The sequence below is a fragment of the Arthrobacter sp. SPT-J7 genome (assembly GCF_059089965.1).
Genome location: NZ_JBNHFF010000066.1, coordinates 1 through 14,288 on the forward strand (window position 1 = coordinate 1; position 14,288 = coordinate 14,288).

General features: G+C 63.0%; 13 protein-coding genes and 1 pseudogene. 8 read left to right on the forward strand and 6 right to left on the reverse strand.

Annotated features, from left to right (window positions below; all coding sequences use genetic code 11):
- Window positions 1–2: 2 nt before the first annotated feature.
- From qcrA to ctaE, 3 genes are all read right to left on the reverse strand, one after another.
- The gene (qcrA, locus tag AC5RWX_RS22840; protein WP_494098587.1) at window positions 3–1,076 is read right to left on the reverse strand and encodes a cytochrome bc1 complex Rieske iron-sulfur subunit; all 1,074 of its coding nucleotides are present in this window, start codon (window positions 1,074–1,076) and stop codon (window positions 3–5) included.
- Between the two features lie 99 nt (window positions 1,077–1,175).
- Window positions 1,176–1,961, reverse strand: coding sequence for a cytochrome bc1 complex diheme cytochrome c subunit (gene qcrC / locus AC5RWX_RS22845; RefSeq protein ID WP_494098588.1), 786 nt, complete (start codon window positions 1,959–1,961; stop codon window positions 1,176–1,178).
- A gap of 86 nt (window positions 1,962–2,047) precedes the next feature.
- Window positions 2,048–2,686, reverse strand: a complete 639-nt coding sequence (gene ctaE / locus AC5RWX_RS22850; protein WP_494098589.1) for an aa3-type cytochrome oxidase subunit III — start codon at window positions 2,684–2,686, stop codon at window positions 2,048–2,050.
- Between the two features lie 148 nt (window positions 2,687–2,834).
- On the opposite strand from ctaE, the gene trpD reads away from it, so the two are divergent.
- On the forward strand, window positions 2,835–3,893 hold the full coding sequence (gene trpD, locus AC5RWX_RS22855) for an anthranilate phosphoribosyltransferase (RefSeq protein WP_494098590.1): 1,059 nt from the start codon (window positions 2,835–2,837) through the stop codon (window positions 3,891–3,893).
- Window positions 3,894–3,907: 14 nt separating this feature from the next.
- Here the strand turns inward: trpD and AC5RWX_RS22860 are convergent, their stop codons facing one another.
- Together AC5RWX_RS22860 and AC5RWX_RS22865 are read right to left on the reverse strand one after the other, a co-directional pair.
- Window positions 3,908–4,189, reverse strand: a complete 282-nt coding sequence (locus AC5RWX_RS22860; RefSeq protein ID WP_139029459.1) for an Lrp/AsnC family transcriptional regulator — start codon at window positions 4,187–4,189, stop codon at window positions 3,908–3,910.
- Window positions 4,190–4,306: 117 nt separating this feature from the next.
- Window positions 4,307–4,708 (reverse strand): DUF3054 domain-containing protein, encoded by a 402-nt coding sequence (locus tag AC5RWX_RS22865; protein WP_494098591.1) that lies wholly within the window; start codon window positions 4,706–4,708, stop codon window positions 4,307–4,309.
- A 124-nt stretch (window positions 4,709–4,832) separates the two neighbouring features.
- On the opposite strand from AC5RWX_RS22865, the gene AC5RWX_RS22870 reads away from it, so the two are divergent.
- From AC5RWX_RS22870 to AC5RWX_RS22880, 3 genes are all read left to right on the forward strand, one after another.
- On the forward strand, window positions 4,833–5,231 hold the full coding sequence (locus tag AC5RWX_RS22870) for a VOC family protein (protein ID WP_494098592.1): 399 nt from the start codon (window positions 4,833–4,835) through the stop codon (window positions 5,229–5,231).
- Window positions 5,232–5,301: 70 nt separating this feature from the next.
- Complete coding sequence (locus tag AC5RWX_RS22875; RefSeq protein ID WP_494098593.1) at window positions 5,302–5,775, forward strand: VOC family protein; 474 nt, start codon at window positions 5,302–5,304, stop codon at window positions 5,773–5,775.
- 82 nt (window positions 5,776–5,857) lie between these two features.
- Window positions 5,858–6,007: a hypothetical protein gene (locus AC5RWX_RS22880; RefSeq protein ID WP_387552618.1), complete on the forward strand. Its 150-nt coding sequence runs from the start codon at window positions 5,858–5,860 to the stop codon at window positions 6,005–6,007.
- A 450-nt stretch (window positions 6,008–6,457) separates the two neighbouring features.
- Here the strand turns inward: AC5RWX_RS22880 and AC5RWX_RS22885 are convergent.
- Window positions 6,458–6,658, reverse strand: a pseudogene (locus AC5RWX_RS22885) (substrate-binding domain-containing protein); the annotation flags it as partial.
- A gap of 888 nt (window positions 6,659–7,546) precedes the next feature.
- Here AC5RWX_RS22885 and AC5RWX_RS22890 point away from each other — a divergent pair.
- From AC5RWX_RS22890 to AC5RWX_RS22905, 4 genes are all read left to right on the forward strand, one after another.
- Complete coding sequence (locus AC5RWX_RS22890; RefSeq protein ID WP_494098594.1) at window positions 7,547–8,140, forward strand: TetR/AcrR family transcriptional regulator; 594 nt, start codon at window positions 7,547–7,549, stop codon at window positions 8,138–8,140.
- Window positions 8,141–8,501: 361 nt separating this feature from the next.
- Complete coding sequence (gene betA, locus AC5RWX_RS22895; protein ID WP_494098595.1) at window positions 8,502–10,211, forward strand: choline dehydrogenase; 1,710 nt, start codon at window positions 8,502–8,504, stop codon at window positions 10,209–10,211.
- 31 nt (window positions 10,212–10,242) lie between these two features.
- Window positions 10,243–11,796 carry an aldehyde dehydrogenase family protein gene (locus AC5RWX_RS22900; RefSeq protein WP_494098596.1) on the forward strand — a complete coding sequence of 518 codons (1,554 nt, stop codon included), beginning with the start codon at window positions 10,243–10,245 and terminating at the stop codon, window positions 11,794–11,796.
- A 120-nt stretch (window positions 11,797–11,916) separates the two neighbouring features.
- Window positions 11,917–13,548, forward strand: a complete 1,632-nt coding sequence (locus AC5RWX_RS22905; protein ID WP_494098597.1) for an APC family permease — start codon at window positions 11,917–11,919, stop codon at window positions 13,546–13,548.
- Window positions 13,549–14,288 lie beyond the last annotated feature (740 nt).

Consider the following 14,288-nt stretch of genomic DNA (forward strand, 5'->3'; position numbering starts at 1 on the left):
GCTCAGCTGTTGATGCTGCGCTCATGCATATCACGCTCCCAGTAACTTGGTCCTACAGGTTCTTTGAAGTCGCTGGTAGCGACCAGGTAGCCCTCGTCGTCAACTGCGATGGGCAGCTGGGGGAGCGGCCGGCTGGCGGGGCCGAAGATCACCTTGCACTCTTGCGTGAGGTCAAAGGTGGACTGGTGGCACGGGCACAGCAGGTGGTGCGTCTGCTGCTCATAGAGAGCAACGGGGCACCCGACGTGGGTGCAGATTTTGGAGTAAGCAACGATGCCGTTGTATCCCCAGTCCTCGCGGCCCGCGGAGGGGTTCAGCGAGTCGGGATCCAGGCGCATGAGCAGCACAACGGCCTTGGCCTTCTCGTTGAGCTTGCCCTCGACAAGTTCGTTCAGGCCCTCCGGGATGACGTGGAAGGCTGAACCGATGGTGACGTCGGAGGCCTTGATGGGCGTTCCGTCAGGGTCACGGGCCAGACGCTTGAGCCTGCCGTCCGTGGGTGCCCACATGGTGTGGGCCAGCTTGTTGTCCGGGCGCGGTCCGAGGTCGCCGAAAATGGCAACTGCAGGCAGCGGGGCAAGTGCAACCGCACCCAGCAGGGTGTTCCGGATCAGCGGACGGCGCTTAATGCCCGTCTCTTCCACGATGTCGTCAACGATGCGGACTGCAGCCTGGCGGTCCTCTTCGTAGCGGATGGCGTGGCGCTCTTCGGAGACTTCGTGGTCCGGCATGAGGGCCTTGGCCCAGTGCACGATGCCGGTACCGATGCCGAGCATAGCGAAGGCCGTTCCAAGACCCAGGAGCATGTTCTGGAGCCGGATGTTGCCGATAGTTGATTCACCGGGCCCCAGATCGATGGCAAAGTACGCCACCAGGAAGATCAGGGTTCCAACAACAGAGATGCCAAATAGTAAGGCGACCTGCCGTTCTGCCCGCTTTGCGGCCTTCGGGTCCGTGTCAGCCAGGCGCAAACGGTGCGGAGGAAGTCCAGGGTCCTGGAACTTCTCCACCTCATTCTGACCAGCCGTAGCTACGGTGCCCGAGTGGTTCGGACTGCCGTCACTATGGTTGCCCATAATTCGCCTCATCCTTCTCTCGTCCCGGCGGGTGCCGGGTTAGTTTCTAATATCAAACTGCTGACGGATCAGCAGAAGTTGTGCAGCTTCGCGGAGGTCCTAGGACGTCCGTGAGGTCAGCCAGATGGTAAAGGCGATGATGACGCCGAGACCTGCGATCCAGACGAACAGGCCTTCTGCCACAGGACCCAGGGATCCCAGCTCAGCGCCGCCGGGGGAGCCGTTGGTTTCGATCTGCTTCAGGAACGTGATGATGTCGCGCTTGCCTTCAGGGGTGATGTTGGAATCGCTGAAGACAGGCATGTTCTGCGGACCGGTGACCATGGCCTCGTAAATGTGCTTGCCTGACGTATCCGCCAACGCGGGCGCGAACTTACCGCGGGTCAGTGCACCGCCGGCAGCGGCAGCGTTGTGGCACATGGCGCAGTTGGTACGGAAGAGCTCGCCGCCGGCAGCTGCATCGCCGCCTTCCAGCAGGCTCTGCTCAGGGATTGCCGGGCCGGCACCCAGGGAAGCAACATAGGCTGCAAGCTGGTGGGTCTGCTGATCGTTGAACTGGACGGGCTTCTCCAGCGCCTGGGGGCCATTCATCTGCATGGGCATGCGGCCGGTTCCCACCTGGAAGTCAACAGATGCGGCGCCTACACCGACGAGGGACGGGCCATCCTGGGAGCCACTCCCGCCCATGCCGTGGCACGTGGCGCAGTTGGCGGCGAAGAGCTTGCCGCCTTCTTCGACGTCATTGGCACTGAAGGTGGTAGTGGAAGCCTTGGCCTCGTTGACGGTGGTGGCCACGGCGTACAGCCCGCCGGTGATGAGGAGTCCCATCAGAAGCAGCGCGATTGCTGCCAGTGGGTGACGCCGCTTTTGCGAGAGTGCCTTCACGTGGTGGTTCCTTTATTCGATCCTGCGCCGGCTACGGAAGCCGCTACCTGAAATTCTGCCTCTTGTAGAAAAAGAATCAAAGCTGGCTACTTGAGTACGTAGATGACCAGGAAGAGGCCGATCCAGACGACATCCACAAAGTGCCAGTAGTACGAGGTGACGATCGCAGACGTTGCTTCGAAGTGCCCGAACTTCTTCGCGGCAAAGGACCGGCCCATGATCAGGAGGAAGGCCACCAGGCCGCCGATGACGTGGAGGCCGTGGAAGCCGGTGGTCATGTAGAAGGCCGAACCGTAGGCGTTGGAGGAGAGCGAGACGTGCTCGGAAACCAGCATTGCGTATTCCGTGGCCTGGCCGGCGACGAAGAACGCCCCCATAAGGAAGGTAAGCGTGAACCATTCGTTCATGCCCCAGCGGGCGAACTGGAAGGCCCCTCCGGTGCGGCGCGGCTGCAGCCGCTCGGCGGCGAAAACGCCCATCTGGCAAGTAAACGAACTTGCCACGAGGACGATCGTGTTGGCGAGCGCAAAGGGGAAGTTGAGCTTGGCCGTCTCAGCCGCCCACATCTCTGCGCTCGTGGAGCGCAGCGTGAAGTACATGGCGAAGAGACCGGCGAAGAACATCAACTCACTGGACAGCCATACAACGGTTCCAACGGAAACCATATTGGGGCGGTTCAGCGTGGGGTGCGCCGGGGTACTGGGGGCATGGGTCGCAGATGTCACATAGACATTATGTCTGTAAAAGTCCGTGCTGCCCAACGCAAACCGCCTTTTCGGGGGACTTTTTCTACAAAGGCGCGAAATCGCACTAAAAAGTTCCTTGACCCGTTCATATTGGTCAGCCCCTGCCATCCCTCGATAGCATCAGCAGGTGACTTCACACGCATCCGCAACACCGGCGGGCAACACCTGGCCGAGGCTGATCTCGGCGCTGATCAATGGCAAGGACCTCACGGCGGAGAGCACCGCCTGGGCCATGGATACCATCATGTCCGGGGAAGCAACGCCCGCCCAGATTGCCGGATTCCTGGTGGCCCTCAGTGCCAAGGGTGAAACGGTTGACGAGCTCACCGGCCTCGTGGACGCCATGCTTGCCCACGCCAAGCCAGTCTCCATATCCGGCGAGAAGCTGGATATCGTCGGGACGGGCGGTGACCAGTTGAACACCGTGAACATCTCCACCATGGCCGCCCTGGTGGCTGCCGGGGCAGGGGCGAAGGTTGTTAAGCACGGCAACCGGGCGGCTTCGTCGTCGTCCGGTTCTGCGGACGTACTGGAGGCCCTGGGCGTCCGCCTTGACCTGTCCATTGAACAGGTGGCGCACAACGCGGAGGAGGCCGGCATAACTTTCTGCTTCGCCCAGGTCTTCCACCCGTCGTTCCGCCATACGGCCGTTCCCCGGCGTGAACTGGCCGTCCCCACCGCCTTCAACTTCCTTGGTCCGCTGACCAACCCGGCCAAAGTCCAGGCTTCAGCAGTGGGAGTCGCGAACGCAAGAATGGCGCCGTTGGTGGCGGGCGTCCTGGCCCAGCGCGGCAGCCGGGGCCTGGTGTTCCGCGGAAATGACGGGCTTGACGAACTGACCACCACGGGTCCCTCAACCGTCTGGGAGATCCGAAATGGTGGTGTGACGGAACTGACGTTCTCCCCAACGGACCTGGGCATCAGACCGGCAACTGTTGAGCAGCTCCGCGGGGGAGACGCGCAAGCCAATGCCGCCGTGGTCCGCGAGGTCCTTGCAGGCAAGGAAGGTGCGGCCCGGGACGCTGTTCTCCTTAACGCGGCAGCCGGCCTGGTGGCGTTCGACAGGAGCGCGGACGGCGCGTTCCTCGACCGGATGCAGGAGGCGTACAGCCGGGCAGCCGAATCCATTGGCTCAGGCTCTGCCGCAGCCGTCCTGGAGAATTGGGTCTCGTTGAGCCGTCAGTGATCCGCTTTACTCTGCTACTGCTCGAAGCCGAGGGCGAAAGCAGCGTCCAGGTCATGCTGGGAGTAGGCACGGAATGCGATGTGCGTCGTTGTGTGGACAACGGCAGGGACCTTGGACAGGCGGTCCGCGATGACGTCGGCCAGGTCCTCGTGCCGGGGCACCCTTGCCACCGCGATCAGGTCCCATTCGCCGGTAACGGAGTACACCTCGCTGATGCCCTCAATCGCTGAGATCTCCTCGGCCGTCTCAGGAATGCGGGCAGCGTCGGTCTTGATCAGAACGAATGCGGTGATCACGATAAATCCTTCCGGATCTGGTTGCGCCGTAGCGTAGCCCGGCAAGCTTTCAGTGCTGCCAGCCTATTACATCAGGGCGGGCTGCCCGCGGCCTCCAGCCACCCCTGCCTCGTTCTTTCAGGCGCTCCGGAGCAGACGGGCCCCTGCCCACGCCAGCCGCCACCCCACCAGCAGCAACCCCAGGCTCAGCAACGCCACGATGATGAACGGCAGGACAACTGTCTGGTTGGTCAGCAGCCGGAGCAGCATGCCGCCCCCGAGGGCCCCAAGCCAGACCGCCAGGCCCGTCCAGCGCACCGACAGGGGGTTTCGCCAGGCCCTTGCCGCCAGCCATCCAAAACCCGCCCCGGCCAGAAACGGCCAGGCAGTGATCAGGACGCCTGCAATAACATCGCCGCGTTGGTGGGCGTCACGGCCGACGGCTGCGAACACCAGGATCAGGACGGCGTCGGCAACGGCTGCAGCTGCTGCCTGCCGCCCCGAGGGCGAAGGGCTGGTCCGGCGAATCGAAGGCGTCATGGTTTCGAGCCTAGCAATTGCCAGTTGTTCCCCGGCGCCGTCCCTACCCGGCCCTTGCCCGACCCCCTGCGCATGAGCAGGATGGACCAAACCAGGCAGAGCGGACAAGAGGAAGGCTGGAGCCATGCGGTTGATTCAGGTTGCCCAGTACGCCGGGGATCTCCAACGGGCGGCGTCGTTTTACACAGATCTGCTGGCTGTTCAACCAACGGCGGTGTTCGACCCGCCCGGCCTTCTGTTCTTCGACCTGGAGGGCGTGCGGCTGCTGCTGGAATCAGGTGTCCCGCGGGCTCTCTTGTACCTAGAGGTTTCCGATGTGAGGAAGTCCGTGGATGAGCTTGCCGGCAGGGGTGTGGAGGTAGTGGCGGCCCCGCATGTGATCTACAGACACACTGACGGGCTTCTTGGTCCGGCAGGCAGTGACGAGTGGCTGGCTTTTATCCGGGACAGCGAGGGCAACACCGTGGGACTCGTCAGCCGGTTGGCGGCGGCACCATCAGCCCCCGGAGCGCCAGTCGCATGAGACTGCTGGGAGTTGGGACCGTTGTCCGGCAGGGGCTTCCGCACTAGGCTCGAGCCGGAAGGGAGCACCCATGCCACGTACCATCGGAACATGCCTCTGGTTCGAGAACGAGGCCGAAGAGGCTGCAGAGTTCTACACGTCGGTATTTGATGACTCGAAGATCCTCGGCGTTTCGCGCTTCGGCGAAGGTGCGCCCTGTCCCGCAGGCCAGGCGATCGTCGTCGAGTTCGAGCTGGAGGGCCGCGGATTTACTGCATTGAATGGGGCACGTGCCTCGAGTTTTACCGAAGCCGTTTCGTTTGTGGTCAACTGCGAGGACCAGGAAGCCGTGGACCGCTACTGGACGGCCCTGACGGACGGTGGCAGCGAAAGCCGGTGCGGCTGGCTCAAGGACCGTTTCGGAGTTTCCTGGCAGATCGTTCCTTCTGTACTGAGCTCCCTGATTGCCGGGCCCGATCTTGAGGGTTCGCAGCGGGCAATGCAGTGCATGCTCGGAATGCGGAAGCTGGACATCGCTGAACTGCAGAAAGCGTACAACGGCTGATGTCCGCCTTTACGTACTTGTTTGGATACCCGTGCCTGCCGGCTCAGTACTTTCGGCAGTCCTGCCGGCAGCATCAGCTTCAATGAATAAACCGCTGTGGATCTGCTGCTTGGTGGGCGCCGCCGTCGGAATCACCCTGGGCCTTGCAGTCTTTGACAGCCCGTTTATCGGTTTCGCCGTGGGGTTGGGCGTTGGCGCAGTCGTCGGGGCAGGAATCGGGCCCCGACGCTGATCCTTCCTGCTGTCGGTGGGGGAGTGGGGTTGTCGGCAGGCTGGCCCAGGGCCTGGGCGCAGAGTTTCCCGACACGAAGGGCTTGACGCGGTCGACCTAGATGGGTCCTTGGGTTTGACAGCCCGGACGCGCACGCCGGAGGCCGAGGGACTTTTCCCGCAAGATCGTGTCTAGAACAACGCTTTCCATACTTCGTTTAGGGCAGGGATGAATATCGTGACAGTAACGTAAATGAATGCGGCCACCATAACTGCCGCGAGCGGGATCACTACGATCCAAAGCAGCACGCTCGATGGAGGTCGCTCTGGGTTTTCAGCCATGGCTATCCCCTCAACTTTCAGTCTTGGGCTACTCCGGGGCAGTAGTCGCATGTAGCTCATGGTGCTGGGAAAGTCTGGGAATCTTATGGGGACTACCCATGTAAACACCCAATGTTTCGGACCGCCGCCCTTACGGGGCAGGGCGGTGGGGACGAGGGTGTATCGGTTCGGTGGTGTTGGTTCGTTTTTGCTGCAGGACGTTATCCACGCACCGGTTGCCGACCTCGGCGAAGTTCTGAGGGACGGTGGTCAGCGGGGGAGTGTATGAGGGCGCGTCGGGTACGTCGTCGAACCCGACAAGGGTGTTGTCCTCCGGAACAGATTTCCCGTTTTCCCGAAACCCCTCAGCAGGCCAAGTGCCATAGGTCGTTCACGCCGAACACTGCAGTGCAGCCGGGTTCGTCGGCGAGCCGGAGGCCGGCCGCGTACCCTGAGTCGGCCGACCAGTCGCCCCGCATCACCGGCCGGACGGGCATGCCGACGGCGGTGAGGGTGACGCGCCAGGCGCCGGCCCGGTTCCGCTGCGCATGACTCCGCCGGATCGGCAACCTGCCAAACCGTCTCGAAACTCAGCCCGACGAACGCGCTAGCAGCCCATTGAACAATAGGACCACGCGAGTACACCCCTGGGATCGGAAGCCGTTGGGGGAGCTCCCTCAGCAGCCGTAGCGGTGATAACCCGTCAGGATCCAGGGTTGCCGGCATCTGACACCTGGGTGCTGAGTTCGGTGTCGCCGAGCTCCTTCGCGATGTGTGGCCCGGGCCGACCCCTTCCAGTGGGGGCGTGGGGACGTTGCCGAAGTAGCCGAGCTTGAATTCTGCTGCGGGGGTTGCTTCTGGACAGCCGCTGGAGTGCTGTTGACGGCGGAGGCGACGGCGGCGCCCCCGCTGAGAAGGGCCAGGACGGCGGCCTGCGATGCCGACCTTCTAGCCCAAGGGACGCTTCGTGGTGGAGGCTAACCGGCCACAATCCGGGTGGAGCTTTGCGTCTGTGGATTCTTGCTGCTCTTGTTCGAGGAGTCTGGCACTGGAATTCCTTTGCTGGGGCGGATGCTGAGATGGGATCAGGCAGCTCCCAGCACCGCGACAACGTTCCCGTAGTGGGCGTTCACGGGGCGGTCAACACGGCGTAGCGCAAGGACAAGGAAGGTAGCGGGACGTCTTGCGGCGCTGCGGATGCCGGGATGCACCGGCATCGCTTTCACCATAGGCTGGCGGGGTGGATACAGGCACCGTGAACTCCCGCGAACAGGGCGAGCAGGTCGACAGGCCGTCGCGAATTCTTGAAGCAGCCCTGGAACTGCTGTCGCGCCACGGGATTTCTGGTGTCAGTATGCGTGCCGTGGCGCGCGAGGCGGGAGTCGCCCTCGGTCTGGTGAACTACTACTACGAGGACAAATCGAGCCTGATCCGCGCGGCACTGCACAGCGTCGACAAGCACGACCTCGCATTGGTTGCGCCGGATCCCGCCCTGCCCCCGGACGAGCAGCTTCGGATTGCCCTCCGCCGTGTTGCGGGCCCGGAACTTCTGACGACACGCTACCTGTCCCTGCGCCTTCATCTGTGGGCACTTGCGAAGGCGGATGAAGATTTCGCCCTGATCAATGCGGCGGCGTTCGACCGATACCTGGACGGGCTCGCGACCCTGATCGGGAACGCCAAGCCGGAGCTGTCAACCAAGGCATGCAAGGAGCGAGCGGCCGACATCGTCGTCCTGCAGGACGGCATGTGGCTGACCGCGCTCCTTGGCGTGGAGAAGGAATCCATACGGCGGAGCATCGCCCGCACCGAAGAAATCGCCTTCGCCGCATAGCGGCTGCGCGCCACCCCTGAACGGAACGGCGCGGCACAGAAGAAAATACCTGCATCTTGCCCTGGCCTGGCACCAATGCTCTGTCACATTAAGGCGGAACCGCGACACATGTAAAGGACAGGTGCGTGTTCCCGCGGCCCGTTACGGGACGTGATGTTTCGCTGGCGTAAATTTTGAACGTTTGTCCAGTTTTCCTATTGAACACTTGTTCAACTTGCACTACTCTCCTTGAATATGACCTACGCCACACCAGGGGATACCGCGGATTCTCCGGCTGACACGGTCAACCTTTCGCTTTCGAAAGAACGACGACCCGCCCTGGGCCCCATCACCGGCACCAGGTAGAAGGAGAGTTTGCAGCATGACCAAAACACACTACGACTACGTCATCGTCGGCGGTGGAAGCGCGGGTTCCGTGCTCGCCAACCGGCTGAGCGAAGGAGGCCAGAACAGCGTTCTGGTTCTTGAGGCCGGGCGGAGCGACTACCCCTGGGATTTGTTCATCCAGATGCCCGCCGCCCTGACGTTCCCCAGCGGCAACCCCCTGTACGACTGGCGGTACCAGTCCGATCCTGAACCGCACATGGGCGGACGCCGGGTGGCACATGCCCGCGGCAAGGTCTTGGGCGGCTCCAGCTCCATCAACGGCATGATCTTCCAGCGCGGCAACCCGCTCGACTACGAGCGTTGGGGCGCCGACACCGGTATGGAAACGTGGGACTTTTCCCACTGCCTTCCCTACTTCAACAAGATGGAAAACGCCCTGGCAGCGGATCCGGATGACGAGCTTCGCGGCCACGACGGGCCGCTGGTCCTGGAACGTGGTCCGGCCAGCAACCCGCTCTTCCAGGCGTTCTTCAAGGCCGCCCAGGAAGCTGGCTACCCCCTCACTGATGACGTCAATGGTTACCGCCAGGAGGGCTTTGCGGCCTTTGACCGCAATGTTCACAAGGGCCAGCGCCTTTCGGCATCCCGTGCCCATATCCGCCCCAATTCCGGCCGTTCCAACCTCACCGTCCTGACCCGGGCGATGGTCACCAAGGTCAACTTCAAGGGCACCATTGCCACCGGCGTCACGTACCGCCGCAACGGCCAGACCCACCTGGTAAACGCCGGTGAAGTCATCCTGTCAGGTGGCGCCATCAACACCCCGCAGCTGCTGCAGCTCTCCGGAGTGGGAGACGCCGCACACCTGGGCTCGCTGGGCATCAAGCCAGTGGTCAACCTTCCCGGTGTCGGAGAAAACCTGCAGGACCACCTGGAGGTCTACATCCAGCACGCCTGCACCCAACCGGTTTCCATGCAGCCCAACCTGGACCTGTGGCGCTATCCCCTCATCGGCCTGCAGTGGCTGTTAGGACGCAAGGGCCCGGCTGCCACGAACCACTTCGAGGGAGGCGGTTTCGTCCGCTCCAACGAGGATGTGGCCTACCCGAACCTGATGTTCCACTTCCTGCCGGTCGCAGTCCGCTATGACGGCCAGAAGGCAGACGCGAAGCACGGCTACCAGGTGCACATCGGTCCCATGTACTCCGATGCCCGCGGCACCCTGAAGATCAAGTCCACCGACCCCACCGTCCACCCGTCCATGCTCTTCAACTATCTCTCCACCGAGCAGGACCGGCGCGAGTGGGTCGAGGCGGTTCACGTGGCCCGCGACATCCTGGGTCAGTCCGCGATGACTCCCTTCAACGGCGGGGAGCTCTCGCCCGGACAAAGCGTCCGCACCGACGCTGAAATCCTGGACTGGGTGGCCAGGGATGCCGAAACCGCCCTGCACCCCTCCTGCACCGCCAAGATGGGCCCGGAATCCGACGCCATGGCCGTCGTGAACCCCCTGGACATGACCGTACACGGCACACAGGGCCTCCGGGTTGTGGACGCCTCGGCCATGCCGTATGTGACCAACGGCAATATCTACGCCCCCGTCATGATGCTGGCGGAGAAGGCTGCCGACCTGATTGCGGGGAAGGCACCGCTGGCACCGCAGCATGCCGAGTTCTACCGGCACGGAATCAGCCCGCTGGAGCGTAACATTGCCGGTTCTGCTGCCCCTGCGGCATCGGCCTAGACACGATGGATGCACTGGAAAAGGAGAAATCATGACCGCCACGGTTGAGCAGGTCCGCGACGCCGGAAAAGCGCAGGACGCCATAAAGGGCTTGTACTTCGACGGCGCCTGGCACCAGGCAGCCGACGGCGGGACCACCGTTGTGCGCTGCCCGGCGGACGGACGTGAAGTGGCTGTTGTGGCTTCGTCCACACCAGAGGACGCGGAGCGGGCAATAGCCAGTGCCCGGGCAGCGTTCGACGGCGGCTCGTGGCGCCGGCTTACCGACATCGAACGCGGCGAGGTCTTGCTTCGCGTCGCCGCGCTGCTTGAGCGGGACAAGGCGGTTTATGCCCGGGCCGAGGCACTGGATACGGGCAAACGGCTCGTCGAGGCCGAATACGACATTGACGACATTGCCTCCTGCTTCCGGTACTACGGCAAGATAGCGGGCCTCGATGCGGGCCGGGTCATCGATACGGGCCGGCCGAATGCTATCAGCCGGGTGGTTTACGAACCGCTCGGGGTCTGTGCCCTCATCGCACCTTGGAATTACCCGCTCCTGCAGGCGGCGTGGAAAGTGGCGCCTGCATTGGTAGCAGGGAACTCTTTCGTGCTCAAGCCCAGCGAGCTCACGCCGTCGACCTCTATCCTGCTCATGGAAACCCTCGCGGAGGCCGGGGTTCCGGCCGGTGTTGCGAACCTGGTCACGGGATCCGGGTCGCGGGTGGGTACTCCGCTGAGTTCAGACCCGCGCGTGGACCTCGTCTCCCTGACCGGGAGCCTGGCAACGGGCCAGACTATCATGGCGGCAGCCGCGGAGACCGTGAAGCGCGTTGCCTTCGAGCTCGGCGGGAAGAACCCCAATGTCGTCTTCGCGGACGCCGACTGGGACGCGGCCGTCGACAATGCCCTGACAGCTGTGTTCCTGCACTCAGGCCAGGTCTGCTCAGCAGGGGCTCGCCTCGTTGTTGAGGAGACGATTGCGGAGCGCTTCGTGGCAGAGGTGGTGGAACGGGCGAAAAGGATCCGGATGGGCGGGCCTTTTGATCCCGACGCAGAGACGGGCCCGCTGATTTCCGCCAGGCACCGCGATCAGGTCCACGCCTACGTCCAGGCCGGAATCGCGGAGGGCGCCCAGCTTTTGTGCGGTGGCTACATCCCTGACGACGGCACCCTCGCGGATGGGTTCTTTTACCCGCCCACAGTGCTCGGTAACTGCCGCTCCGGCATGAGCGTGCTGCGGGAAGAGTCATTCGGCCCGGTGCTGACCATCGAGACGTTCCGGACCGAGGCCGAGGCCGTTGCCATCGCCAACGACACCGAGTACGGTCTGGCGGGTGCGGTCTGGACATCGGACGCGTCGAAAGCGCAGCGCGTTGCGGGAGCCCTGCGGCACGGAACAGTATGGATCAACGACTACCACCCGTACGTCCCGCAGGCAGAGTGGGGCGGTTTCGGTAAATCCGGCATAGGGCGTGAACTTGGCCACGCGGGCCTCAACGAATACCGCGAGGCAAAACATATTTGGCAGAACACCCAGCCCGCGCCCAGCGGCTGGTTTGGCTCACCTGCCGATGGCGCCGCGGTGGGGGCCGCCGGCTAGCAACAGCATTTTGGGGGAATGGCCGGGCGCCACAGGCGCGGTGCCCGGCGGTCGATATTGCCTGCGTCCAATGGAGGCCGCGGGTCATCACCATCATGCTTTTATGACCTAGGAGTTCGAATGTTGGAACCCAGCAAGAGTACTGATTCAAGCGGTATGGACGAGTTCGGCTATGCCCAGACCCTGGACCGCAGCATCGGCAAATTCGCCAGCTTCGCGGCCGGTGTAAGCTACATCTCCATCCTCACCGGCGTTTTTCAACTGTTCTACTTTGGTTTTTCCATGGCCGGCCCTGCCTACGCCTGGTCCTGGCCTATCGTCTTCGCCGGCCAGCTCATGGTGGCGCTCTGCTTTGCAGAGCTCGCAGGCCGCTATCCTGTAGCCGGTTCCGTGTACAACTGGGCCAAGCGGCTCTCGTCCGGCACCTTCTCCTGGCTGGCAGGCTGGCTGCTGCTCATCTCCTCGATCGTGGCGCTCGGAGCCGTGGCCCTTGCCCTGCAGCTCACCCTGCCCCAGATCTGGTCCGGTTTCCAGGTCATCGGAGACGGCACCGGCACCTACGATTTCGCCCTCAACGGCGTGCTGCTCGCCAGCATCATGATCTCCATCTCCACCCTCATCAACGCATTCGGCGTGAAGCTGATGACCAAAATCAACAGCATCGGCGTCTTCGTGGAACTCGCTGCCGCCGTACTCCTCATCCTGGCCCTGGCCTGGCATGTCGTGCGGGGCCCGGACGTCCTTTTCAGCACCGCAGGCTACGGTATGGACCACGACCTCGGCTTCTTCGGGGTGTTCCTCATTGGCGCCATGGCCTCCGGGTACGTCATGTATGGCTTCGACACCGCCAGCTCCCTCGGCGAGGAGACCAAAGACCCGAAAAAGACAGCCCCCAAGGCCATCCTCCGTGCAATCACCGCGTCCTTCATCCTCGGCGGACTTATTATCCTCGGCGGACTCCTGGCCGCCCCCGACCTCAACGATCCCAAGCTGGGTTCTGCCGATGGCGGCCTGCAGTACATCGTGCTCTCCGTATTGGGAGGCCCCTTCGGCAAGGCGTTCCTGGTGTGCATCGTGGTGGCCGTGACCGTCTGTACCCTCGCCGTCCACGCCGCCGCCATCCGAATGATGTTCGCCATGGCCAGGGACAACAACCTGCCCTTCAGCCGCCAGCTCAGCAAAGTGCATCCGGAGCGGAAGACGCCCACGGTGGCGGCCATCGTCATCGGTGTCATCGCCATCATTCCATTGATCGTCAACGTCTCCCAGCCCGCCATCTTCACCATCCTTTCCAGCATCAGCATTGTCCTGATCTACCTTTCCTACCTGCTGGTCACCGTTCCGCTGCTCCGCAAGCGGTTCCAGAAGAAGTGGCCGCTGGCCGATGACGGGACAGAGCCGGGCTTCAGCCTGGGCAAGTGGGGTCTGCCAGTGAACATCCTCGCGGTCCTGTGGGGCGGCGCCATGACGCTGAACCTCATCTGGCCCCGCCCGGAGATCTACAACTCCGTGCCCCCGTTCGAGTGGTACCTACAGTGGGGCGGTGTCCTGTTCGTCGGTGCCGTCACCGGCGGCGGTGCCCTGCTCTACCGGCTGAAGATCAGGCACCAGACCGGCGTGCTCGCCGCCCATGCCGCGGCCGTACCGGGACGTGTTCTCCAACCCTCTGGCCCGACAGAACCTGCCACTGCCGCCCACCCGGCAACTGTTCCTGCCGCGGCCGCCCAATCTGTTGCGGACGCTGTGAGGTAGCTCCACTAGGCTACTGCCCAACCCGACGAGCATCCCTTCGCGAACTTTCGAGCGCGAAGGGATGCTCGTCGGCGTTAGGCTGCCTTGACCAGGGGAAGCTCGTGGCGGCCTTCGCGATCTGAGCGGCGACTGGATGCTTCCACTCCTGGGTGACCGCGGGCATCATGACGGTCCTGGCCGTGACGGGTGTGCTCGCGGGGCGCGACCGTATAATCTGCGGTTCGGCGTGGTGTTGTTCCAGCGGCTTTCGGAGCTTCGCCCTTTGGCGCCTTATACACGGATTGCACCCGCTGCTCTCTAACCTTGTTCATTGCCTTTGTCAGGTTGGCATCTGAAAGGTACATCAAAGCGTGTGCGGAAAACGCTTTTGAGACTCTACTCTGACGGTGTTGCAGTGGCAGTCTGACGTCAGGTTGGGGTGTGCTTCAGCCTGGTTTGTGCCGCCCGCTCCCCAGGCAGCTACGAGCAAGCCGCCCATCAGGTCGCTCGAGCGTTACAGGGCGACGACGGTTGAGGTTTTAGACTTGGCCGAAAATTTTTCATCAAGGCCGGAACGTTGAGGCAATCCCTTGTCAGCAATCGGCTTTGTTAGGGCGGCTATCCGCTTTGACTGCTCAAATCAAATTAACGAGAAGCCCGGGTCCGGGAGAGCGCTCCACCGGTGCCAACTCCCTCAAAGGCTGGACCCCGCCCGAGCACATTGGGCGGGGTCCGGCTTGGTATTTCGCTAGGTTCTGCAG